A 21,526-nucleotide genomic window follows, 5' to 3' on the forward strand; every position below is an offset into this window, starting at 1 on the left:
CAAAGCATACAACGAAAGAAGATAAAATGAAAAAGACCATTGTTTCAGCACTAATCACCTTTTTAACCTTTTCTGCCTTTTCACAAACTTTGCCGGATGCTCAGCGCGAGATAGACAATGAAAACTATTTCAGGGCTAAGCAAATTCTGTTTAAACTATTAAACGATCCCGAGCAAAACAAAGCTGAGGTAGCCTATTATCTTGGAAATACACTTCTCAAAAGCGAGGACCCAGACTCTGCAAAACTATTTTATAAGATGGCTTATAATCCCGATACCCGTTCTGCGCTGGGATATGTTGCCAATGGGCGACTGGCTCTTTTATCTAAGAATAAAGCAGAAGCCAAAACTAATTTTGATCGGGCGCTGCAAACCAGCAAGATGAAGAATGCAACGATTTATTATGAAATCGGCGACGCTTATTTCCGTCCGGTAATTATGGATTTACAGACGGCCATTACTTATTTTGAAGGAGCATATAATTTAGATAATAAGAATACCACTATCATGCTGTCACTGGGCGATGCCTACCTTGAAAATTCGGTCAACGACAACACGATGGGCGGCAAAGCGATGAATAAGTATGAAGCTGCTGCTGATTTAAACAAAAACTTGGCACTGGCTTGGATAAAAATCGGAAGGCTTTCTATGCGCGGACGAATTTATGACCAGGCTATTGATGCTTTTAATAAAGCATTGGCTATTGATCAAAAATATCCTTTGGTTTATAAAGAACTGGCAGAAGCTTACTATCTGACCAGACAGTACGATAAGGTAAAGCCTAACTTCGAAAAATATATTGCCCTCAGTCCCGGTGACAATCAGGCGCGGACTACGCTCGCCTCACTTAATTTCCAGAGCAAAGATTATGATAAAGCTATTGAGGAATCTACTATTGGTTTAAAGAACGACTCCTCTAACTATATCTTTCAACGAGTTCTTGCTTTTTCCAATTATGAACTAAAACGTTATAAGGAGGCAAGCGAAGCAATCAAGAGGTTTTGGGAGTTGCCAAACAAGAAGGTTAAAGATGCTGATATTATCTATTCAGCGCATATTGCTGCCGCAGTTGGCGATACTGCTCTTGCGATGGACTATTTTAGAAAAGCATTGGCGAACGATTCCGACAACTGCGACATGATGACCGAATTTGCGAAGGTGTTGTTTCAGTCGCAGCGCTATGAAGATGCTATTTCGCAATACAAACTGGCAAACGATAAATGTGGTCGTCTGGGCTCGGTTGAAATTTATTATTTAGGAAGAAGTTATTATACTTTAAAGGACTCTGCCATGGCGGATACAACCTTTGCAGAATTTATTGCCCGAAACCCCGGCTCGCCGGATGGTTATTACTGGCGTGCTCATACGCTGTCGCGATTTATGTTTGCCAAGAACGACAAAGACTTTCCCGCCACTCCTTTTTATCAGAAATATGTCGAGTTGACCTCGACCGACCCAGCGCGATATAAAAGAAACCTGATAGAGGCTTATGACTATTTAGGGGCATCTTCCTTTGATCAAGACAAAAAGCAGTCTAAAGAATATTTCATGAAGGCAATAGAACTCGACCCTGCCGATGAGTTTGCCCTGCTTTATTTGAAGTCTTTTTAGATGACGCTGACCATATCTAGCGGTAATATTTGAAGAGACCTTCATCTTAACGGTCAACTACCTAATTGATTCCACAATAGCTTGAGATAATGCGCTTCTGTATGAGGAAGAAGGCATAATTGCATTGAATACAAGCGCTACTTGTAATCTTTCTCGTCATACATGAAACATTAGTAGGCGTTTACCTGTATAGTACAAGTAAAACCGGAAACATGAATGAAATTACTTTTGAGGGACAATACGAATACTATCGTTGTGTACACCACGATTTTAATAATGCCTATAAAATGGTGAATCAGTATGTTTCGGAACTATATCTGTTGCCCAAAAAACTGATGGATAACACCGCCGAAGAACTGAATCGCTTTGTTACAGACTACAAATTCAAAAAGGATGAAAAAATAAGTGATGGTTCTTATAAGACCGTACTAGATTTTATTCAGCAGATGGATGAGTTTGCAGAGGAAACTCAGGATTTGTATCAAATGCACAAGAAGCATAATGATAAAAGCCGCGTTTATTTGGACAAAGTAGAAGAACTGAATCAAAAAACGAAGGACGTATCATCTCTGAATATGCTGTGGAATACATCAGCCTAACTCAGGAATTAACCAACCTCCACGAAAGTCTGAAAAAGATAAAATCTAAAGCAGATGAAATGGTGGACAAATTGGAACGCATAGAATTGCGTTGGGTAAACATTCGTCAAAGAGTCTGCGCTTAGTCCTCATCCGTTCGATCATTCATTAGTACTTCATCGCTCTCCGAAGAACGATGGCATCCGTATTGATTTTTCCCAACCGACACATCTTACAGAAACGGTAAAATACAATCTCTGTGTTTTACAATAAGAAAGGGAAAGTGAAAACTATTTTCATAAGGTACGTATATCAATAGTATAACCGTACTCTATGAGCCAACTCCCCCCAGCAAGTCAACTTGATATTCTCCGAAGTTCTCGAAACGAATTGGAAGAAGTGTATAAAGAAGTGAATCGTCATTTTGAGGAACTGCATCCTTTGCCCAAACAGTTTATAGAACAAACGACTCCTGCTATAGATAAATACCTGCAAAAATTTTCTAAACCAGGCGCTGCGGATGACTTATTTGTTTTTCAAGCGCTTATGGGTTTTTTGAATCAATTTGATGACTTTGCTTTAATGGCTAACGAGGTGTTTTTCGGAATATGACGAAGACTCTAAAACTTGTAAAGAATATCTCGATAAAATCTCCGACTTGGAACAATTGTTTAAGGACAATTCATCCGGTGATCTTAATTCTATTGCCCCCTCTATTACCGAAATGAGCAATCGGATGAACAACATTAAAATCCGTTCAGACGAAATGGTTAAGAAGTTGGAAACAATTGAAACTAGATGGAAAAAAATCAAAACAAAAATCGGGACATAACCGCAAGGTCATTACCTTCTTATCAGATTTCAGATTCTTCCTCATCTCTTCGTCGCTTCCATACAAACAGCGTGTAAGCTTTCTTGTTTTTTTGAAGGTTTAAGATTGCTATTTTCGAGCGATGACAAAAGAACAGTTAAGCGTTTTCGATATTTTTAAGATTGGCATTGGCCCTTCCAGTTCACACACATTAGGTCCATGGAGGGCGGCTGAAAGGTTTTTAAATGAGATCCATGATGAGGGTAAAATCAAAGAAGTGGTTTCTGTTCAAGCTACCCTTTATGGTTCGCTGGCTAAAACCGGCAAAGGTCATGGGACGGATATTGCCATCCTTTTGGGTTTGAGCGGATTTGATCCGGTTACCTTCGATCCGGCTCTGATTGATTCCACGGTGAGCCGAATCAAATCGAGCAATAAAATAAAACTTCAGGGGACATCAGAAATAAATTTCAATTCCGTAAAGGATATACTTTTCTTAAAAAAAGAAAGCCTTCCATATCATCCAAATGCATTGCGGTTTTCGGCATTATTATCTGATGGAAATAGAAAAGAAGAAACTTACTATTCAGTAGGAGGTGGCTTTGTAGTGAAAGAAGGCGAAGATCCTTTGGCAGACCAATCTATTGTATTGCGTTATGAGGTAAACAACGCGGATGAATTGTTGGATAATTGCAAACTGGCAGGTATCAGTATTTCTCAATTGGTTAGAGAAAATGAAAAAGCTTGGAGAGCGGACAAAAAAACAGTAAAAGATTTACTGAATATCTGGCGAGTGATGACCGAATGTATATACCGGGGATGTCATACGGATGGTATTCTTCCCGGCGGGCTGAATGTGGTGCGCCGCGCAGCCCGTATAAATAAACAATTGCTGAAAGGAAAAACCGAGAACAACTTTGACGAATGGGTCATTGCCATTCAACAGTCTGATAAATCGTTCACCAACATAATGAACTGGATCAGTTGTTTCGCCTTGGCGGTGAACGAAGAAAATGCCTCGTTCGGGCGGGTGGTAACAGCACCTACCAACGGCGCTGCCGGCGTGATTCCTGCTGTGATGATGTATTACTTTGTTTTTTGCAAAGGCAACAAGGAAGAGGACATTGTGAAATTTCTAATGACCGCTTCTGAAATTGGTGCCTTATTTAAAAAGGGCTCTACTATCTCAGCCGCAATGGGTGGTTGCCAAGCTGAAATTGGCGTTTCATCTTCCATGGCCGCTGCTGGCTTGACAGAATGTCTCGGTGGAGATGTATCACAAGTAATGCAGGCCGCAGAAATAGCGATGGAACATCATCTTGGAATGACCTGCGATCCAATTGGCGGATTGGTTCAAATACCTTGTATTGAAAGAAACACGATGGGAGCCATCAAAGCTATTACAGCCTCTCAACTCGCGATGCAAAGCGATGCGGAAGAGATGATAGTTTCATTAGGAACCGTAATCAAGACCATGTGGGAAACGGCTTTGGATATGAGTAGTAAATACAAAGAAACTGCCGATGGAGGATTAGCCATCAATATTCCCCTAAATCTTCCCGAATGTTAGCACAAAACATCAACCGGTAGTCGTATCAAATTCTTTCTTGGCCATTAACTCTTACTTCTGAGTTTGTATTTCACAAAAGCAAGGCAATAAATAGCCCTTGGCTGTAACTTACCTTTGTTTATGGCGTATCTCTATTTAATATCCGCTTGGATGATGCAACGGACAATTAAAATTAGAAAAGGAAAAACAAACAAGATAAAATGAAAGCACTTATACTCATCATTGTTTTGGGGATGCACTTTTCTGATTTAATAGCAGCAAAGAGTACTTTGTCCCTGCGCCTTCAATCAGTCAATACCGGTTATCTGGATGATGCCTCCATCTACTTTGAAGAAAATGCTATTTCGTCATTCAACAGTACGGACGATGAATTGCTTGTATCCAGTCCTTTTGAGGGAGTTCCCGAACTTTTTTCTTTTACTTCAGATGGAATCAAATGCTCTAAAAATGGTTTCGGCAATTTATCTTCTACCGAAATAGTTCCGCTGGGTTTTGAAGTGGATATAGACGGCAACTACAATATTTCTGCGATTAACTTGACAAATTTCGACCCCTCCTGCCTTATCCGTTTAGAAGATCGGCAAACAAATGTGTTTACCGACTTGCGAACCGGAACTTATACTGCTTTGCTAAATACCAGTGACAGCGATTCGGGAAGGTTTTATATTCATGTCACCCATCCGGCTGTGTTCACCTACGTCAACTCGGGTTGTCAGAATAATGAAGGTTCTATCACCGTGACTATTGACCCTACCGTGCCTTGGGATATCTGTCAGTTATATGATACGGCAAACAATCTAATCGAAACAATTGCCAATGTGAACCCGGTGGCATCCTTCAATGGTTTGGCGCAGGGCAAATACTATGTAGCATTTTTAACCGGTTTCTATTCCTCAGGAAAATATTTTGAACTGGGAGGGAATTATATTACCTCCTCCATGCAGACTCCGAACGACCCGATTTATGTTGGGCAGCGGACTACTTTTCATGCCTTGGCATCCAATACTACTCAATATGAATGGGACTTTGGTGATGGTACTTTAATCACCGGCGTGGCCAACCCGCCGATGACTTATTATACACCCGGAACCTACCCGGTCAACGTGATGTGTTCTAACACTTATGGATGTTCGGCTTCTTCACAAATGATGATTACGGTTGAAGTTCCGTCGGGGATAAGGGAAGAAAAGAAACAGGAATTGATGATATCCGTTCAGGGAAACATCCTGCGCTTGAACAGAAAGACCCAAGTAGCAGACCATGCACAAGTACAAATATTCGACCTTTTAGGCAGACCGATTTATAAAGCGCCTTGGCAGACCATGCAATGCGCCATTGACCTGAACGACCAACCGGCAGGCTATTACATATTATCTGTGGCTGGCGAAAAAGACGTGAGTACCAGTAGAATTTTTATCGAGCGATAAACCAAGATACAGCGGTTTGTAAAAAGGTCCTGCCTGGGAAAGGCGGGCCTTTTGTTTTTTATAAACTACAAAAGTCTTTAAGACTTTTGTAGTCTGAAAATTTTATAAGGACTTCCAAGTTCGCTTCGCTAACACTTGGAAGAACGAACTTGTTGGTGGCATTTACGCTGCTATAAATTTGGGAAACTAAACACCTTCAAGGGCTAGATACCATGTGGCGGAATAAAAAATAATATTATTCCGGCTTAGGGAAAATACCTATAAATCTCTTTTCGGTGTAGCAGTCTGGCCAGCCAAACCACTTTCCCTTCGACCAACAAACCCAAACGATAATGGCCGATTCTTATCCGGTAACAATGGGCGTGACCCTTAAGCCGTTTGATGCCTTCGATTTTTAATAATGAATCAGACTTTTGAAACTGCTGAATTAGTTCATCCACCTTTAATACCAAATTCTTATTGGTAGAGATGGCTGTGAAATCTTTCTCAAAGGGCTTTGAGAATTTTACTTCCATTTACGAATGACCTTTGCAATAGAGGAGGGTTTGGCTTCACCCTGTTTCACCGCTTCCTTGATCAATTTGCCGAATACAAAATCCTCCTGCTCCTCTTCAGAAAGGGTGAACATACGAACCTTCATTTTGCTCAGAAGCTCTTTAAGAAGACGACCTTCTTTTTTATCACGGGCTTGCAACACTATTGTTTCCATACTACAAATATAGCTATAAGGTTACAAAATAAAAAAGCCCCGCCCGATAGTTATCGGAACGGGACTTTTCGTTTTAAACTACAAAAGTCTCATAGACTTTTGTAGTCTGAAAACACTTCGCCTATTTATCAGTGGGCGATTGATTCCGCTTATAGATTTCCATTATAGGGAATTGGCCTAAGTGAAAATTAAATCGCTTATAAAAGTATTCCTTATCGGCCTCGCTAATCACTTTTTCCCCCTCGCCCATTTTCCCCGTCCGGATGAATTGATTATAAACGATTTCATGCTTTTCTACGTTCGGCTGTTCGCCGAATTTGCTTTCATGCTGCTTCATAAAATCGAATGAGCAATGCTCCTGAATTCTATTGATATGCTCCGGCTTCAATTCTATGCCTAAAAATTTGGCTATACGGAATAGCTCTTGTACAAAATTCTGCTGCAAGTCTTCGTAACGGACATAGAGGATCGGCAACTTGTTCTTGTTTCTTAGCCATTGTTCATGAAACTTAAACCAGTTTGAATCATCCTCATCTCGAAAGGACATTTCAAAACTTTCTTGAAACGTAATCTTTGTGCTATTATAGTTTTTGCGGTGGTGATAAAGCGAGTTGGCAACGTCCAGTCCATCTCTGACCACAAATATGTATTTCCCCTTTTTATTCTTATCAACCTTATTGTATGGATCATGAGTTTTGACAATTCGTGGGGATAAAAGATCGGGTATCGTTCCATTTCGATCCGCTAAGTTTCTCAACCAAGGAGACACATCATAAATATGCTTAAAATTCATTGCTCCGTCCGTGGTCAATTGATATAGTATCATTTGCATCCAAGTGGTGCCAGCTTTTAGGAATGTAACCACATAGATGTCGTCGTCGCGCTCACCAAACAGCAATTCATATTTCATGAATCTTAGCTGATGAATAGCGCCCTCAACATTGCTCTTTACTTTAGATAAAAAGCGAATGCACTTTTCGATAATTGATATTTCCCAACTCATTATTAAAAAAATAAAAGGCCTGCAATATTGCAGGCCTATCTTCATAAATACGATACGTGATTAGTGACAGGTGTAACCGCTGTTTTCCAAATATTTAATGTACGATTTGAATTCAGCACTGCTGGTAAAATCGCTTTCTTTTACGACTTCACAATCTCCGGCATAGCAACAATTATAGCTCTTCTTGCAAGAGTTGAAGGCAAAAAGGCTGGTGAACAATGCGGTCAATCCGATTAAAAATCTAAGTTTTTTCATAGAAATTGGTTTTTGTTTTCACCTACTCTATATCCCCTTTTCGGCTACCTGGGTTTTTATTTTTAAGCTATGAGCAGTTAGCTATGAGCTGTGAGAAAAACCTCTCATAGCTAACGGCTCATGGCTCATAGCTTTTTCTTACCAAAGAATATCCGCCACATTAATCGTAACGGCTCCTTCATGTTCCGGTATGTTGACGACTACTCTTCCGGCTGCATCCTCTTCGCCGTGTACGCGGAGGGTTACATCGCCGGTCAGTTTGGTGTCTATTTGATAGCGACCGGTTCCATCGGTAGTTGCTGTAGCGCCCGAATCTTCCAAAGTAACCACCCGACCCACTTCGACACCGCCGCCGCTGTTTTTCACAAAACCAACCAAAGTAGCCGGTGGCCCTTCGGTCATATATACCACCCCCCAACGGCGGGCGTTTTCGCGCATGCTTTCCGGCGATTCTTCGTTATAAAAAGTCTCTACTTCATCCCATACTTTTTTAATCACCTTATCGGCCTCGATGTTCAACACATCCACCGCTTCTTCTGCCGCATCAAGAATATTTGCAAAGGATACCTGCTGGGCTATAAATGTGTTGGCGCTTATCAGGATAGACTGCACCTCGCTGATGTTGGGATTTTCCATTGGCGCACCGCCTGCCGCCACGCGGTTAGGGTCGCCCGCCACCAAGCGGTTGGCCCAGCTTATTACATCCTCTTCCTTATCCAGATTGGGCACCGCTTCGCTGCTCACATCTAATTGATAGAAGGAGCGATTGCCCGCCGGATATTTGTTGCGTTTCACCCCCAGGTTGAAGACCTGGATAAAGTGGCTAACAAACATGCGGGTGCCTTCCACCTGTGCATCTTTGGTGGGCGTGTTGGTGGTTTGCCCCGACTTGGCGTTGGCCCAGGCCGTGAGGCCATTGTTAAAATTGGTGTTCATGCTGCCCAGCCGCCCGATGGTGGTGGGGGTGAGGGTGCCGGGTTCTACGGCGTTGGTATTGTTGGCTTTGTTCAGCGCGTTCTGGCGCGTGAGGTTGCTGTTAGGCAAACGGCGAGTTATAGTCATAGGGTTTTGGTTTTTATTTTGATGAAAAAAGGGGTTTGAAGCGTAATAGCTTGTGGCGCAGGGCTGTGTGAGCCTCCACCAGACTTAGCGGACAGGCTTACAGGTCTGTTAGCGGCTCCGCTGAATATAGTGGATAGGCTTACAGGTCTGTTAGGGCTTCCGCTGAACGTAGTGGACAGGCTTGCAGGTCTGTTAGGGCTTCCACTGAATGTAGTGGACAGGCTTACAGGTCTGTTAGGGCCTCCGCTGAACGTAGCGGACAGGCTTACAGGTCTGTTAGCGGCTCCACTGAATGTAGTGGATGGGCTTACAGGTGCGCAAGGGTCTTGACTGAATGTAGTGGATAGGTTTGCAGGTCTGTAAGGGTCTCGGCTAAACTTGGTGGATGGGCTTTCAGGTCTGCAAGGCTCTCCGCTAAACTTGGTGGATAGGCTTTCTGGTCTGTAAGCACCTCCACTGAACGTAGTGGATAGGCTTGTGGGTCTGTTAGGGGTTCCACTAAATCTGGTGGAGGGTCTTTCGCGTCTGTAAGCTATTCCACCAAAACCAGTGGAGGGTCTTCGGGTGCCAAAAGCATGGACTCCAATTTGTAGAACTTTGAACCAAATTCGGTCCAAGAATTTTCAGACCCGTCGAAACAGATTTTAGGAGAAATTTGAGAGGAGAACTTGGAAAATAGCGCCCTGTGAATTAGATTATAGGCGTAGCTGCGCGCGCGCGCGCCTCAATCATGAGAGAATCAGCCGCAGATATTACCGGTGTTTGAGAGAAGAAGATCATGTTGTGAAGCATGAGAGGTTTGTGTTATTCTTTCACAAAAATAATCGTCTAAACGAAACTGCAAAATATATTTTGCTAGGCACCCGAAGCCCGAAGGGAGCAAAGTGTCGATGGAGCTATTCACTCCTTAGGCGTGCAGTAATAATCTTGTTTTTGGAAATAAACGAGCGCGTCGTCAATACCGCTTTTAGAATCGCAGATAGTTTTTTCATCCACCAACCGGCTGCAATAATGGTTGCTTGCTTGCAGCGAATCGCGCTCGGCATCTACGCGGCTATTGCCGATGCCGGCATTGGCACAGATTTTATAGGAGATAGACGAATCGGTTTTTGAAATACAATACGCGCAATATTGTGTGCAGCGATAGCAGGCTCTTTTGCAAGAAACAAAGGAAAGAATACACGTTGTTGTAAGCAGAAAAAAGAGATACTTCATAAATAAGTAAACGCAATGTTGACATTTTATTTTCAACTGGTGAAAAGAATTTTTCTTCCTTTACGCCGTTAAAGGTGGCCAAACCACAAGAATTTGTGGCGGCCATAATAGGGAATCCTGTGAAAATCAGGAGCAGTTCCCGCTGCTGTATGCTTCTTTAACATTTTCGGCAACTTTGCCACTATTTCGATCAAGCGAAATGGGAAGGCGCCGAAAACGAAGCGAGCCAGAAGACCTGCCTTAAACAATAAATTTTTCAAAGCTTTCGGGAAGAAGAGCAGCGAGTCGAAACCTTACCCGGTTTTTATTCCATCTTTCATTTCGGGGCGATTTTTTTAATCATTCAAATTCATTTAAAATGAAAAAAATCAACCTTTTATTTCTTGCGATGTGCTTCGCGCTTATCTCTTTTGCACAAACCGTATCTGATTTTGAAAGTCTCACTTTACCTGCCGATTCATTTTGGAATGGGGCAGATTTGACAGGGGGCTTCAGCGATGGCAATGCTTTCTTTGCGAGCGATTATTCTGTCGCGTTTCAGCTTTGGGGCGGCTTTGGTTATTCCAACAAGAAAGATACCACCACTTCCGGCTATCAAAATGATTTTAGTGCGATTACCGGTGAAGGATTTTATGGTTCTTCCAACTATGCAGTTGCCAATCTCAGTGGCCAAACAAAAATTCGCCTTACCGGTATCGGTGCGGGGAAACAGGCCAGCGGTTTCTATGTCACTAATGCAACTTATGCTTATCTCAGTATGAAAGACGGAGATGCTTTCTGTAAAAAATTCGGGGGTGTTTCGGGTAATGAAGAAGACTGGTTTAAACTCACGGCCAAAGGTTGGTTGAACGGTGCAGAGAAAAAAAATAGGGTAGATTTTTATCTGGCCGATTTCCGATCTTCGGATAATAGCGAAGACTATATTCTCAAAACGTGGGAATGGTTAGACCTCATTCCGCTGGGCAATGTGGACAGCATACAGTTTTTTCTTTCCTCGTCCGACACCGGTCTTTATGGAATGAATACGCCCGCCTATTTTTGTCTGGACAATTTTACAACTGCTGATGTTGCAAACAACGCACCGGTAGCCATGAACGATGAAGTGATGATTAATTATTTGGAGGATACATTGATTGATGTTCTGTCAAACGATATAGATGTGGATGCCCTTCCGCTCACCGTGCAGCTAATCAGTAGCCCTATGATTCCCGGTGCTTATGCTGCCGACTCTAACGGTACGCATATTTACTATCAGCCTGCCGTCGGCATTGTAGCGACGGATACGCTCTATTACAGAGTTTGTGATGCCGCAATGGAATGTGATACCGCGATGCTTGTTGTGCGGGTGAATTCTTTAACCGGTATAGAAGATTTAACTGAAAACGATATTCTCTTATCACCCAATCCATTCACCGGTTCATTTGCTATCAATTTCCCCGAAGGCACTGAACGGATAGAACTGTTTGATATAAACGGAAGAATGGTGAAGAACAAAATTTTGAAGGAATCTATGAAACAAGAGGTAATCCAGACAACAGACCTTTTGTCGGGCTTATATTTTGTGAAAGTGTTTGGTGGTGGTGCTTCGGTAGTGTTAAAAGCACTAAAGCAATAGCCTTTCGCAGGGTTGAATGAAATGAAAACAATCTTACAGATACTGTTCGTTGCAGTGATATTTAGTTCCAATCCGTTGCAGGGACAATTTGCTCCTGCGGCGGGTTTTGAAGGAAGTACGGCAATTCATAAAGGCGATGAATCTTTTACTTCCTGGGCTTCTACCTGTTCTTTGCAATTAGGTTGGCAAAATATTTCGGATACTACCATCGGTCATACGGCTGTCGGTAATGAAATTTCTCCAACCGGCAAACCCGGAGAAAACGGTGTTGTTAGTCTTGGAGATGGAGGCATAGCTACTCTGACCTTCTCTTCGCCAATCTTCAACGGCCCGGGTTTTGACTTTGCTGTTTTTGAAAATGGATTTTCTGTGGCTGGCACACCGCTTGCTTTTCTCGAATTTGCTTTTGTGGAGGTGAGTTCAGATGGGAATCGGTTCGTTCGCTTTCCAACTATTTCAAATATCCAAGACACCATCCAATTGGCTATGGAGGGAATGGATGCTTCTTTAGTAAATAACTTAGCAGGCAAGTATGTTGCCGGTTATGGAACTCCCTTTGATTTGGAGGAGTTGAAAGATTCTGCTGGGTTGGATGTGCTTCATATTACACACGTTCGGGTGGTGGATGTGGTCGGGTCTATAGATTCGCAGTTTGCTACTTATGATTCGCAGGGAAAGAAAATAAATGATTCTTGGCCTACACCTTTTCCTTCCGGTGGATTTGATTTAGATGCCGTAGGGGTCATTCATTCGCTAAACGAAACCAGTATAAATGATTCATGGGCTATACCGGTAACATTGTTTCCTAATCCCAATAGAACAGAGACCGTTCATTTAATTGCTGATGCTCATTGGGTCGGTGCTGCTTTAGTGCTCACGAACACTACCGGTTCGGTTTTGTATTCCGGCAGATTGGATAAAACAAATAAGGTTATTGAGACGGCTGCGTATCCAAAGGGGATATATTTTTTGACACTCCAATCTTCTTCGGAAACACAGACCATAAAGGTTATAGTTGAATGAAATTTATCTGGACATATCTGTTGCTCAATGTAGTCCAGCTATTGTATGCCACCGGTGTAAAAGATACGGTGACACTTCAAGATGTTATGAAGATAGAAAAGGTAAGTGCTCACCCCGAAGCGATCGAATCTCCTTTCACCGATATCCGGTATATCAAAGGCAAACGAATAGCCGATGCACTGAATGAATATTCGTCGGTTTATGTAAAAAAATATGGTGCTGGCCAATTAGCTTCACTATCCGTTCGAGGAACATCTGCTACACAAACAGAGATTTTATGGAATGGAGTAAAACTCAACTCCCCTGCTTTGGGTCAGGTGGATTTATCACTATTTCAAATAGGAATGCAAGATGATTTGCAGTTGATACGCACCGGTTATCACGGTACGATTGGAGGTACATTATTAATGGATAATCAACTGAAAATGGATTCGGGATTTTCGATTTCCGGTAATTTTCGTGTTGCCAGTTTCAGCACTTTTGAGGTGATGGCGGATGCGCAGTATGCCAAAGGGATAGTTTCGGGTAGCACCCGTTTTAATTTTGTGAATGCGACTAATAATTTTTCTTACCGAAATATCTTTGAAGAAAATCATCCTCGTACAAAACAAACCAATGCCTCTGTATCTCAATTGTCATTTCTACAACAGTTTGGTTTTCGGTTGAATGAAAACAATTCTTTGAATCTATATTGTTGGCTAACAGATGCTTTCCGGGAAATTTCACCAATTATGAGTAAACCCTTGAGCAATGAAAGTCAAAAAGATGGCTCCCTGCGTTTAATGGCAGATTGGAAAGGACGGTATAAAAATCTGAATCTGAAACTTTCATCTGCCTTACTGAAAGACGATATGGAATACATCAGTCCAAATGCCTTTTTGGACGAGACCTCACACATGACTGCCATTAGAAGCAATTTTTCTGCTCGTTATATTTTTCCATTTCAGTTGATTCTTAATTCAGAGCTAAACTATGATTATGAAGCGGCTAATGTTCTGGCATACAGAGGCAAGAAAGACAGAAGTATTGTTGGACTAAAAGTCTATGCTGACTATTATTTTCTAAAACAATTTAGAATACATGGAGGATTTCGTGAAGATTTTGTTGGTCAACGGTTCTCTACTTTTGCACCAGAATTAGCTTTCAGCTATTCAAAGGATTTCAAACAAAAACATGGAATCACCGCCGGGCTGATTGCATCGCGCAACTTTCGTTTTCCTACACTCAACGACCTGTATTGGATACCAGGTGGAAATCCTGAATTGAAACAAGAGAAATCATGGAATGGTGAAATACAACTGAAATACCGATATGGAAAAGTGGCAGACGTTGCTGTATCTAACTTCTATATTTATGTAAATGATTGGATTCAATGGACTCCCAATGGAAGTTTTTGGTCTCCAGAAAATTTGAAACGGGTCTTTTCTAGAGGGATAGAGACTAACTTTCATTTTACCAATGCAATGGAGCATCTTCCAAACCAATTTGTTTTTCACCTCAACACATCATACTCCTATACGCGCACTACTAATCTGGATGCCACCTCAGAGTTTGATAATTCCAAAGGAAAGCAATTGATATACGTCCCTGTTCATCAAGTTGTGGTCGGCTTGCAATTACAGTACCGCAAGTTTTATCTGCGCGCAGTGAATCGTTTTACGGATAAAGTTTACACTACTACAGATAATTCACAGTCTCTAAAAGGATATTTTATTTCAGATCTGGAGTTAGGAAAGGAGCTGAACTTCGCTCATTTAGAATTGGGCATCTCATTCCGTGTAAATAACATGGCTAATTCTTCGTACCAAGTGATTGCGCAGAGACCAATGCCCGGAAGGAACTTTGAAGGAACATTTAGGTTTAAATTTTTGTAGCTCATGGGAAGACCATTCGTTGTTTTTTGTTTAGCGATATTGTTTGTCTGCTCTTCCTGTAAAAAGGATACGACAACTCTTAATTTGCCTTCCACTGCCGGAGTATTTATCTGCAATGAAGGCCCCTTCAATTTCGGGAGTGGTGAAATTTCTTTTTATAACCCAATGAATCAGGAGATTAGTAATAATCTTTTTCAGGCAGCTAATCAGTATGCGTTAGGTGATGTGGCGCAATCCCTTTTCATTCGAGATTCTTTAGGATTTATTGTAGTCAATAACTCACAGAAGATTGAAGTTGTAAACATTGCTTCAATGAAAAAGATAAGGACTATTCTAATCCCAGGCTCTTCACCGCGTTACTTCTATGCTTTGAATGACAGCATTGCTTATGTTTCAGAACTTTACAAATCAAAAATCTATGTCCTCAACTATCAGTCAGGTGTGGTAATAAAGGAAATAGACCAGGTTTCTCGTTGGACCGAACACCTGATGAAGTACGGAAATGACATTTTGGTAGAAGAACGTAATCTAGATGCTTTTCCTTCTTCTCAAGCTGGTTTTGTAAGAATCAATTCGAATAGTCATGCTGTTGTTCAACACTATTCATTTGATGGAAGTAATATTCAGGGGATGGCAAAGGATAAGGACAATCGCCTTTGGTTGTTGATGGACGGAGATACAGCTCATTCCATTAATTCCTCCTTAGTTTGCCTCAATGAAGATTTCTCCGTTCACCGGATGATTTCATTTCCTCTGAATCATCATCCGGCATTACTTCGCATCAACGCAACCGGCGACACCCTTCTGTATCTCGACTCAGATATTTATCGTTTTTCAATTTCTGATAACCAACTGTCCGCTACTCCGTTCATTTCTCGGAATGGGCACAACATCTATGCTTTAGATATTGACTCTAAATCAGGCGACATCTATTTTTCTGACGCATTGGATTTTGTTCAGGCTTCTCGTGTTTATCGTTATGATAAATCCGGACAACTAATACATTCCTTCACGGCGGGAATCATTGCCGGGAACTTTACGTTTAAAAATGAATAGGGGGCGAATGAAATATTCACTATTGCTCAGTGCCATTTTCATTCTTCTCGTTGCATCATCTTGCCATCAGGGAAAGGATAAAGGTGTATTGCTGAAAAAATCAGAAGAACCCATATCGGTTCTTTCTCTAAAATATGCTCGAGGCTTTTCGATTCATTATTTCGATGGGTTCAAAATCATTTCGGTTCGCGATGGAAAGGATACTACCAAACTATTGGCAGAGTATATTCTTTATCCAAAATCATCTTCGGCACCTCTTGGATATGACAAAGCTGTCAAGATTGGAACACCCGTAGATAAAGTAGTTTGTATTTCCACGACGCATATCGCTGAATTGGTGAAGCTAAATCTTGTTGACCGGATTGCAGGCATCACCGGAGCATCATTGATTTATAATCAGGAGGTTCATCAAAGAATTGAACAAGGAGCGATTGCCAATTTGGGAAACGACGAAATGGATTTTGAACGATTGGTGGAAATTGCTCCTTCCTTTGTGCTTTCATCCGGTAGCTATGATGGTGGAGATAAGTTGAACATTAAACTCCGTTCATTAAATATTCCCTCAGTGCTTAATCTCGACTATATGGAGCAAGATCCTTTGGCTCGTGCTGAGTGGTTGAAGTTTATGGCTGCTTTCTTCGATCGGGAAAAGGAGGCGGATAGTTTGTTTTCTATAACGGAGGAGAAATATCTTTCTCTAAAGAACCAAATGAAGCAGGTGGTGCAGCGACCTACTGTCTTTTGCAATATCCCTTTCAAGGAAATATGGTATATGCCTTGTGGCGAAAACTATATGGCGTTTGATTGAAGATGCGGGTGGAGATTTTTTATGGAAAAATACAAACGCAAATAATGGTTTGAACTTGAACCTGGATTACGAAGCAGTCTATAACAAAGCGGCGGAAGCAGACTTTTGGATAAACAGTGGTTTTGCTAAGTCATTAGCTGATATTAAAGCCGCTGATAGCAAGAACACATTTTTCAAGGCTTGGAAGACCAATAAGGTATTCAACAACAATCTTCGCAATACTCCTGCCGGAGGTTTTGATTTCTGGGAATCGGGCACGGTGAACCCTGACCTGATATTGTCTGACCTCATTACTATTTTCCATCCTGATTTCATTCCGGCTCATCAGCTATATTACTACCAACAATTGAAATAGATTTTGGAAAACAAAAGCAGACACCTCTTCCTTTTTGCAGTTTTAACCAGCTTGCTGTTCATAGTTCTGCTCTTGCAATTATTTATCGGCTCGGTAAGAATTCCAATCAGTAGTGTTCTTACTATTCTAACCGGAGGAACGGTTGACAATGAAGCATGGAGTAATATTGTCATCGAGTCGAGGCTTCCCGGGGCGCTGGCTGCCATGTTGGCTGGTGCCGGATTGTCTGTCAGCGGTTTGCAAATGCAAACTTTATTTCGCAATCCTGTCGCGGGTCCTTATGTGTTGGGAATCAGTGCCGGAGCCAGTTTGGGTGTTGCTTTATATTTAATGGGGGCCGCTGCTCTTAGTTCCTATTCTTTGTTTCATCTATTGAGCGGATGGGGAATTATCATTTCGGCTTCCTTGGGTGCTTTTGTCATATTTGTTGTGAGCTCAGTACTGACTTTTCGGATTCGCGATGTGGTGGCTGTGCTGATTATTGGTTTAATGTTGGGCGGAGGAATCAGTGCCTTTATTGAAATTCTTCAATCCTTTTCGGGCAATGAAGCACTGAAACATTATGTGCTCTGGACCTTTGGTAGCTTTCGTTATGTAGATATCACCCAGGTAGCCTATTTGGCTGGTGCAGTGATGATAGGTATATTTTTATCCTTGGCTGTTTCCAAACAACTTAATCTGTTGCTGCTCGGCGAGATTTATGCTGCCGGCTTGGGAGTGCCAATAAACCTGATAAAGTATCTAGTTGTATTTTGCACCAGCCTCTTGGCCGGTTGTGTCACGGCCTTCTGTGGACCTATCGGCTTTGTAGGGCTTGCGGTACCTCACATAGTGCGCCGGCTTTTTAATACATACAACCACAATATCCTTACGCCCGCCTGTGCTCTGATGGGTGCTGTGATCTGCTGTCTTTGCAATATCCTTGCTTCGGTTCCGGGTACAGAAATTGCTCTTCCTATTAATGCGGTTACCTCCCTTTTTGGTGCACCGGTTGTTATTTGGATTATCATGAAATATAAAAAGGGCTAAGCCATGATAGTAATTAATGACTTGGACATAGGATTTAAAGAAAAGGCTCCCATCTTTTCAAAGATATCTGTGAAAGCTGACCCCGGTGATATCATAGCTCTTTTAGGTGTGAATGGAGTAGGCAAGTCCACCTTCCTGCGTACACTCTGTGGTGTTCAAGAACACTTACATGGGGAAATATTTATCGCGGGTGAATCAACTGAAAACTATAGTGCACCGGAACTGGCAACAATGATAAGTGCCGTCTGGACCGAGAAGATTTATATAGAGAATATCACGGTAAGAGAATTTATAGCGATGGGGCGTACTCCTTATACCGGTTGGTTTGGTAATTTGTCTGAGGAAGATTATGTTGTTATTGACATGGCTATCACAACGGCAAAACTAGAGGATATGGAATATCGTTTGTTTAATCATTTGAGCGATGGGGAAAAGCAACGAGTATTGATAGCTCGCGCTATTTGTCAAGACACCCCGATACTCATACTCGACGAACCCACTGCCTATCTTGACTTTAGACATAAAAAATCTATTTACGAATTATTGACAGATAGGTCGGCGTTAGAGGGTGAAGGAGTTACTATTTTTTCGACCCACGACATTCAAGCGGCCATGCAATATGCCAACACCTTTTGGTTGATGACTGAGGAAAAGGAATTTGTAGTAGTCAAGAACACCGAGCCTGAGTTCCGACAGATAATTATGGACAAATTGAAGATTCAGGAATTGGTCTGAAATGTGGAAATGAAGAGGCTCTTTTGTATCTATCCTAAATCTAAATTCTAACTTCGCCACATGGCTTGGAAAGAGAAAACCATAGAAAAACTATATTACTCCATAGGTGAGGTGGCGACCATGTTAGAAATCAATGCCTCGATGTTGCGCTATTGGGAAAGGGAGTTTAGCATATTGAAACCCAAAAAGAATGGCAAAGGCGATCGCTTCTACACAAAAGAGGACATTGAAAAGGTTAAGCTCATCTATCATCTGGTAAAAGAAAAAGGATACACCCTGGACGGCGCAAGGGCTCGGCTAAAAGCGGATCCGAAAGATGTAGAAAAGAAAATGCAGTTAACTGACAAACTCAAAAAGGTAAGAGACTTCCTCGAACAACTGAAAGAGGAACTGGGTTAAGCATTCGGACTAAAATTCGTGACTCTTATAAGCAAAATTGAGTCGCGCTCCAATAGAATAGATAAAAGAGGAAAGAGCCGGATTTCGGTTGTTAATTGATTTATCGCCTGCCGTATTAGAACGATAGAGCAATTCGAAATCTACATAGAAATTATGCCAAGGCATATAAGAAGTAAGCAGTTGAATATAAGCAATGGAACCACCCGCCCCCTGACCTATACGGTTGCCGAACTCTTTAGTAACGGTTAATGGCGCTGCACTTCTAAAAATATCTCCTCCGAAATTCGTCATTTCCCATTTATTGTTCTGTGGATTCACCCATAAAGTATCACCGGTTGTTTTGGCGTACATCATTCTCAAATTAAAGGAAAGGCGCATCACAGGTTGATACCGCACATTCAGCAGAAACTCATAGAACCCTGCGCCAAGCGGATGAGCCAACGGCTGATTATAATGGGTGTAGTTAGTTTTTGGATCTCCCGAAGTATAGGTGAATGGCCGCACCAGATTAAACTCTGCCTGCGCATCTAGATTGGGAACAATATCTATATATTTCATCCCCACCTGCATCGCATATTTATTCGCCCACCAGCGGGTTCGCTTGGCTACATTCTTGAAGCTGAACTCGTCCAGCACAAACTGCCCGTATATCTGTACGTGGTTCAGGAAGTTGACTTTATAATCTCCTCCCAGCAAAACATTATCGGGGCTGCCAAGCGCATGTTCCACCCCTCGGTAAAAAATAATTGGATTGAGATATTGCAATTCAAAATGATTGCTACGACTCATAATCACCGATTCGAAAACGCTGATGTTGAGCCAGTGAGTAGCCTGAATGCTCGCGTGGTGCAGCGCCATATATTTTTTAGGAAGCAATTGGTCTCCGCCGCGCTGATACTGTGAAGTCAGTTCGGCAAATATGCTCTGATAGCTGATGCGCCAAAAATTTACATTAAACTTCAAGAACAAATAGGCCGGGCATTATCAGAAAGAATGTGTGATCTGATTCCATTGCCTATAAAATGATTATCGCGCCCAAAGGTGAGGTTGATGTGTTTCAGAATGTGTGCAGTGATATATCCCCGTACATCAAAATAATCTACCCCATCTTCAAACTTAAAAATCTTTGAAGAATAATCTTTCCAGTATGACTCATTCGGAACGTAGGTATAATCTGTCAAGCCTACAGTGTCTTTGATTCGCTCATACTTCACCTTGTTTGAAGCATATTGCGGTATGCGCGCGGCAGTCTGCGTCAGGTTGAAGTAATAACTGAACACCTGCTTGATATTTCCTCTGAATTCCATACCCGCAGTTCGGGTAAAGAGAAAGCGCTTGTTGTATGTTTCTCCTCCCAACCTCAATTCGCCGATGGCGTTGGCGCGAAGATCATACTGACCTTTTTTCTTGGAAGAAACATGAAGAAAAGTAGCCGGTTCACGATACATCTTCCACCAAGGCTTTTTCGATACACTGGTTAAAGTGTCCAGCCAATCTGCATTGTCATCAATCAAATATTGAATCCTGCCGCGATCTACTTTGTTAAAGTGGATATTAGACAACAAAAGTGTTTCTGCCAACTTAGCGGCCGTACTGCGCTGAATGGTTTTCTGGCCGGTATGGGAAATCGGAACAATCTTGCTATACTTAATGTCGAACCGGTCTATATAATTATAAGCATCCGAGCCTAAGGGGATGAAGGTGCCTTGTGCGTTTGATGAATGAATGAAGGACAGAAAGAAAAGCGCCAGCAAACTATTTTTCACTAAGGCCTTTCTGCTTTTAATTCTCAGCCTACTCGATTAGCTGTCCCACTGCTTTCCAGCTATCCGGTGCTGTTCAATTTGTGTTGTCTATGAGCAATGAAAAGTAGAACGGTTATCACACTAATTGCAACAAGCGAAGATTCTAAAGTCCCAAGATTCAACCCGCCTTTGTCAATCGGCTTTGTGAGAAAGTCGCCAAAGGTGGCTCCGAATGGTCGGGTGAAAATAAACGCAACCCAAAACAAAATGATGTGATTGATTTTGGTGAGATAGTGGAGCAGCACCACCACTATGATTACTCCGCCTGTTATAAAAGCACCTTGAAGATAACTCATTCCAAAATGGTCGCCAAGAAAATCTCCGAAAGCGGTTCCTAAGCTGTTTGAGAAAAGAATTGCAGACCAGTAATAAATTTCTTTTTGCTTGTCAGCGATTGGGAAAACCTCGAGGTTTTTGAATTTGCGAAACCATAAAAACAAGGTGAGGAGCAAGCAACTCACAAGTAAAATGCTTCCGGCGGTGTAACCTAAATGAAGTGTTCGGTCAATGTAATCAGAGATTTCAGTTCCTAAAGTTGTCGTGGCAATAATGACCAACCAATAAACGACCGGCACATAATTTTTGAC

At 41.9% G+C, this 21,526-nt stretch carries 25 protein-coding genes and 1 riboswitch; of the genes, 16 read left to right on the forward strand and 9 right to left on the reverse strand.

Translation table 11 applies throughout. The annotated features are described in order from the left end of the window. Positions 1-26: 26 nt before the first annotated feature. The 6 genes from IPP77_07180 to IPP77_07205 all read left to right on the forward strand — a co-directional run bounded on the left by IPP77_07180 (position 27) and on the right by IPP77_07205 (position 5,996). The gene (locus IPP77_07180) at positions 27-1,610 is read left to right on the forward strand and encodes a tetratricopeptide repeat protein (GenBank protein ID MBL0309446.1); all 1,584 of its coding nucleotides are present in this window, start codon (positions 27-29) and stop codon (positions 1,608-1,610) included. A gap of 212 nt (positions 1,611-1,822) precedes the next feature. Continuing rightward, positions 1,823-2,209 (forward strand): hypothetical protein, encoded by a 387-nt coding sequence (locus tag IPP77_07185; GenBank protein ID MBL0309447.1) that lies wholly within the window; start codon positions 1,823-1,825, stop codon positions 2,207-2,209. Positions 2,210-2,521: 312 nt separating this feature from the next. Then, positions 2,522-2,800, forward strand: coding sequence for a hypothetical protein (locus tag IPP77_07190; GenBank protein MBL0309448.1), 279 nt, complete (start codon positions 2,522-2,524; stop codon positions 2,798-2,800). A gap of 46 nt (positions 2,801-2,846) precedes the next feature. After that, positions 2,847-3,020, forward strand: a complete 174-nt coding sequence (locus IPP77_07195) for a hypothetical protein (protein MBL0309449.1) — start codon at positions 2,847-2,849, stop codon at positions 3,018-3,020. A 121-nt stretch (positions 3,021-3,141) separates the two neighbouring features. After that, the gene (locus IPP77_07200; protein ID MBL0309450.1) at positions 3,142-4,569 is read left to right on the forward strand and encodes an L-serine ammonia-lyase; all 1,428 of its coding nucleotides are present in this window, start codon (positions 3,142-3,144) and stop codon (positions 4,567-4,569) included. Between the two features lie 200 nt (positions 4,570-4,769). Continuing rightward, on the forward strand, positions 4,770-5,996 hold the full coding sequence (locus IPP77_07205; GenBank protein ID MBL0309451.1) for a PKD domain-containing protein: 1,227 nt from the start codon (positions 4,770-4,772) through the stop codon (positions 5,994-5,996). Positions 5,997-6,241: 245 nt separating this feature from the next. Here the strand turns inward: IPP77_07205 and IPP77_07210 are convergent, their stop codons facing one another. The 5 genes from IPP77_07210 to IPP77_07230 form a co-directional block, all read right to left on the reverse strand. Then, positions 6,242-6,511, reverse strand: a complete 270-nt coding sequence (locus tag IPP77_07210; GenBank protein MBL0309452.1) for a type II toxin-antitoxin system RelE/ParE family toxin — start codon at positions 6,509-6,511, stop codon at positions 6,242-6,244. Beyond that, positions 6,502-6,705, reverse strand: coding sequence for a hypothetical protein (locus IPP77_07215; GenBank protein MBL0309453.1), 204 nt, complete (start codon positions 6,703-6,705; stop codon positions 6,502-6,504). Before IPP77_07215 ends, IPP77_07210 begins: the two co-directional genes overlap by 10 nt. A 121-nt stretch (positions 6,706-6,826) precedes the next feature. Continuing rightward, complete coding sequence (locus IPP77_07220; GenBank protein MBL0309454.1) at positions 6,827-7,708, reverse strand: sulfotransferase domain-containing protein; 882 nt, start codon at positions 7,706-7,708, stop codon at positions 6,827-6,829. 60 nt (positions 7,709-7,768) lie between these two features. Continuing rightward, the gene (locus tag IPP77_07225; protein MBL0309455.1) at positions 7,769-7,963 is read right to left on the reverse strand and encodes a hypothetical protein; all 195 of its coding nucleotides are present in this window, start codon (positions 7,961-7,963) and stop codon (positions 7,769-7,771) included. A gap of 138 nt (positions 7,964-8,101) precedes the next feature. Next, on the reverse strand, positions 8,102-9,025 hold the full coding sequence (locus IPP77_07230) for a hypothetical protein (protein MBL0309456.1): 924 nt from the start codon (positions 9,023-9,025) through the stop codon (positions 8,102-8,104). Between the two features lie 129 nt (positions 9,026-9,154). Between IPP77_07230 and IPP77_07235 the strand changes: the two genes are divergently transcribed. After that, on the forward strand, positions 9,155-9,355 hold the full coding sequence (locus IPP77_07235) for a hypothetical protein (GenBank protein ID MBL0309457.1): 201 nt from the start codon (positions 9,155-9,157) through the stop codon (positions 9,353-9,355). Positions 9,356-9,925: 570 nt separating this feature from the next. Here the strand turns inward: IPP77_07235 and IPP77_07240 are convergent. Continuing rightward, positions 9,926-10,240, reverse strand: a complete 315-nt coding sequence (locus tag IPP77_07240; GenBank protein ID MBL0309458.1) for a hypothetical protein — start codon at positions 10,238-10,240, stop codon at positions 9,926-9,928. A gap of 55 nt (positions 10,241-10,295) precedes the next feature. Beyond that, positions 10,296-10,498, forward strand: a riboswitch (cobalamin riboswitch). 100 nt (positions 10,499-10,598) lie between these two features. Between IPP77_07240 and IPP77_07245 the strand changes: the two genes are divergently transcribed. The 9 genes from IPP77_07245 to IPP77_07285 all read left to right on the forward strand — a co-directional run bounded on the left by IPP77_07245 (position 10,599) and on the right by IPP77_07285 (position 19,134). Next, complete coding sequence (locus IPP77_07245; protein MBL0309459.1) at positions 10,599-11,855, forward strand: DUF4465 domain-containing protein; 1,257 nt, start codon at positions 10,599-10,601, stop codon at positions 11,853-11,855. Positions 11,856-11,876: 21 nt separating this feature from the next. Then, positions 11,877-12,878: a T9SS type A sorting domain-containing protein gene (locus IPP77_07250; GenBank protein ID MBL0309460.1), complete on the forward strand. Its 1,002-nt coding sequence runs from the start codon at positions 11,877-11,879 to the stop codon at positions 12,876-12,878. Continuing rightward, on the forward strand, positions 12,875-14,752 hold the full coding sequence (locus IPP77_07255) for a TonB-dependent receptor plug domain-containing protein (GenBank protein MBL0309461.1): 1,878 nt from the start codon (positions 12,875-12,877) through the stop codon (positions 14,750-14,752). The genes IPP77_07250 and IPP77_07255 overlap by 4 nt, the downstream gene beginning before the upstream one ends. 3 nt (positions 14,753-14,755) lie before the next feature. Beyond that, positions 14,756-15,808, forward strand: a complete 1,053-nt coding sequence (locus IPP77_07260; GenBank protein ID MBL0309462.1) for a hypothetical protein — start codon at positions 14,756-14,758, stop codon at positions 15,806-15,808. A gap of 7 nt (positions 15,809-15,815) precedes the next feature. Next, on the forward strand, positions 15,816-16,616 hold the full coding sequence (locus tag IPP77_07265) for an ABC transporter substrate-binding protein (protein ID MBL0309463.1): 801 nt from the start codon (positions 15,816-15,818) through the stop codon (positions 16,614-16,616). Next, positions 16,588-16,971, forward strand: coding sequence for a hypothetical protein (locus IPP77_07270; GenBank protein ID MBL0309464.1), 384 nt, complete (start codon positions 16,588-16,590; stop codon positions 16,969-16,971). Before IPP77_07265 ends, IPP77_07270 begins: the two co-directional genes overlap by 29 nt. Before the next feature lie 72 nt (positions 16,972-17,043). Beyond that, entirely contained in the window at positions 17,044-18,000 is a 957-nt protein-coding gene (locus tag IPP77_07275; GenBank protein MBL0309465.1) for an iron ABC transporter permease, read from the forward strand. Between the two features lie 3 nt (positions 18,001-18,003). After that, the gene (locus tag IPP77_07280; protein MBL0309466.1) at positions 18,004-18,735 is read left to right on the forward strand and encodes an ABC transporter ATP-binding protein; all 732 of its coding nucleotides are present in this window, start codon (positions 18,004-18,006) and stop codon (positions 18,733-18,735) included. A gap of 60 nt (positions 18,736-18,795) precedes the next feature. Then, positions 18,796-19,134: a MerR family transcriptional regulator gene (locus IPP77_07285; GenBank protein MBL0309467.1), complete on the forward strand. Its 339-nt coding sequence runs from the start codon at positions 18,796-18,798 to the stop codon at positions 19,132-19,134. 9 nt (positions 19,135-19,143) lie between these two features. On the opposite strand, the gene IPP77_07290 is transcribed toward IPP77_07285, so the two are convergent. The 3 genes from IPP77_07290 to IPP77_07300 form a co-directional block, all read right to left on the reverse strand. Then, a complete protein-coding gene (locus IPP77_07290) occupies positions 19,144-20,097 on the reverse strand; it encodes a hypothetical protein (protein MBL0309468.1) in 954 nt (317 codons plus the stop codon). Continuing rightward, complete coding sequence (locus IPP77_07295; GenBank protein ID MBL0309469.1) at positions 20,094-20,900, reverse strand: hypothetical protein; 807 nt, start codon at positions 20,898-20,900, stop codon at positions 20,094-20,096. The genes IPP77_07290 and IPP77_07295 overlap by 4 nt, the downstream gene beginning before the upstream one ends. 59 nt (positions 20,901-20,959) lie before the next feature. After that, the coding region (locus IPP77_07300) for a hypothetical protein (GenBank protein MBL0309470.1) at positions 20,960-21,526 on the reverse strand (567 nt) is incomplete at its 5' end.

The organism is Bacteroidota bacterium, from assembly GCA_016722375.1.
Classification (GTDB): Bacteria; Bacteroidota; Bacteroidia; order Chitinophagales; family LD1; genus Bog-950.

What these genes read in the sequence shown, in the direction of transcription:
- IPP77_07280 (MBL0309466.1), top strand. Translation starts at nt 18,004, where the DNA reads ATGATAGTAATTAATGACTTGGACATAGGATTTAAAGAAAAGGCTCCC.
- IPP77_07205 (MBL0309451.1), top strand. Translation starts at nt 4,770, where the DNA reads ATGAAAGCACTTATACTCATCATTGTTTTGGGGATGCACTTTTCTGAT.
- IPP77_07260 (MBL0309462.1), top strand. Translation starts at nt 14,756, where the DNA reads ATGGGAAGACCATTCGTTGTTTTTTGTTTAGCGATATTGTTTGTCTGC.
- IPP77_07225 (MBL0309455.1), bottom strand. Translation starts at nt 7,963, where the DNA reads ATGAAAAAACTTAGATTTTTAATCGGATTGACCGCATTGTTCACCAGC.
- IPP77_07210 (MBL0309452.1), bottom strand. Translation starts at nt 6,511, where the DNA reads ATGGAAGTAAAATTCTCAAAGCCCTTTGAGAAAGATTTCACAGCCATC.
- IPP77_07285 (MBL0309467.1), top strand. Translation starts at nt 18,796, where the DNA reads ATGGCTTGGAAAGAGAAAACCATAGAAAAACTATATTACTCCATAGGT.
- IPP77_07255 (MBL0309461.1), top strand. Translation starts at nt 12,875, where the DNA reads ATGAAATTTATCTGGACATATCTGTTGCTCAATGTAGTCCAGCTATTG.
- IPP77_07200 (MBL0309450.1), top strand. Translation starts at nt 3,142, where the DNA reads ATGACAAAAGAACAGTTAAGCGTTTTCGATATTTTTAAGATTGGCATT.
- IPP77_07250 (MBL0309460.1), top strand. Translation starts at nt 11,877, where the DNA reads ATGAAAACAATCTTACAGATACTGTTCGTTGCAGTGATATTTAGTTCC.
- IPP77_07245 (MBL0309459.1), top strand. Translation starts at nt 10,599, where the DNA reads ATGAAAAAAATCAACCTTTTATTTCTTGCGATGTGCTTCGCGCTTATC.
- IPP77_07240 (MBL0309458.1), bottom strand. Translation starts at nt 10,240, where the DNA reads ATGAAGTATCTCTTTTTTCTGCTTACAACAACGTGTATTCTTTCCTTT.
- IPP77_07190 (MBL0309448.1), top strand. Translation starts at nt 2,522, where the DNA reads ATGAGCCAACTCCCCCCAGCAAGTCAACTTGATATTCTCCGAAGTTCT.
- IPP77_07215 (MBL0309453.1), bottom strand. Translation starts at nt 6,705, where the DNA reads ATGGAAACAATAGTGTTGCAAGCCCGTGATAAAAAAGAAGGTCGTCTT.
- IPP77_07220 (MBL0309454.1), bottom strand. Translation starts at nt 7,708, where the DNA reads ATGAGTTGGGAAATATCAATTATCGAAAAGTGCATTCGCTTTTTATCT.
- IPP77_07265 (MBL0309463.1), top strand. Translation starts at nt 15,816, where the DNA reads ATGAAATATTCACTATTGCTCAGTGCCATTTTCATTCTTCTCGTTGCA.
- IPP77_07185 (MBL0309447.1), top strand. Translation starts at nt 1,823, where the DNA reads ATGAATGAAATTACTTTTGAGGGACAATACGAATACTATCGTTGTGTA.
- IPP77_07180 (MBL0309446.1), top strand. Translation starts at nt 27, where the DNA reads ATGAAAAAGACCATTGTTTCAGCACTAATCACCTTTTTAACCTTTTCT.
- IPP77_07230 (MBL0309456.1), bottom strand. Translation starts at nt 9,025, where the DNA reads ATGACTATAACTCGCCGTTTGCCTAACAGCAACCTCACGCGCCAGAAC.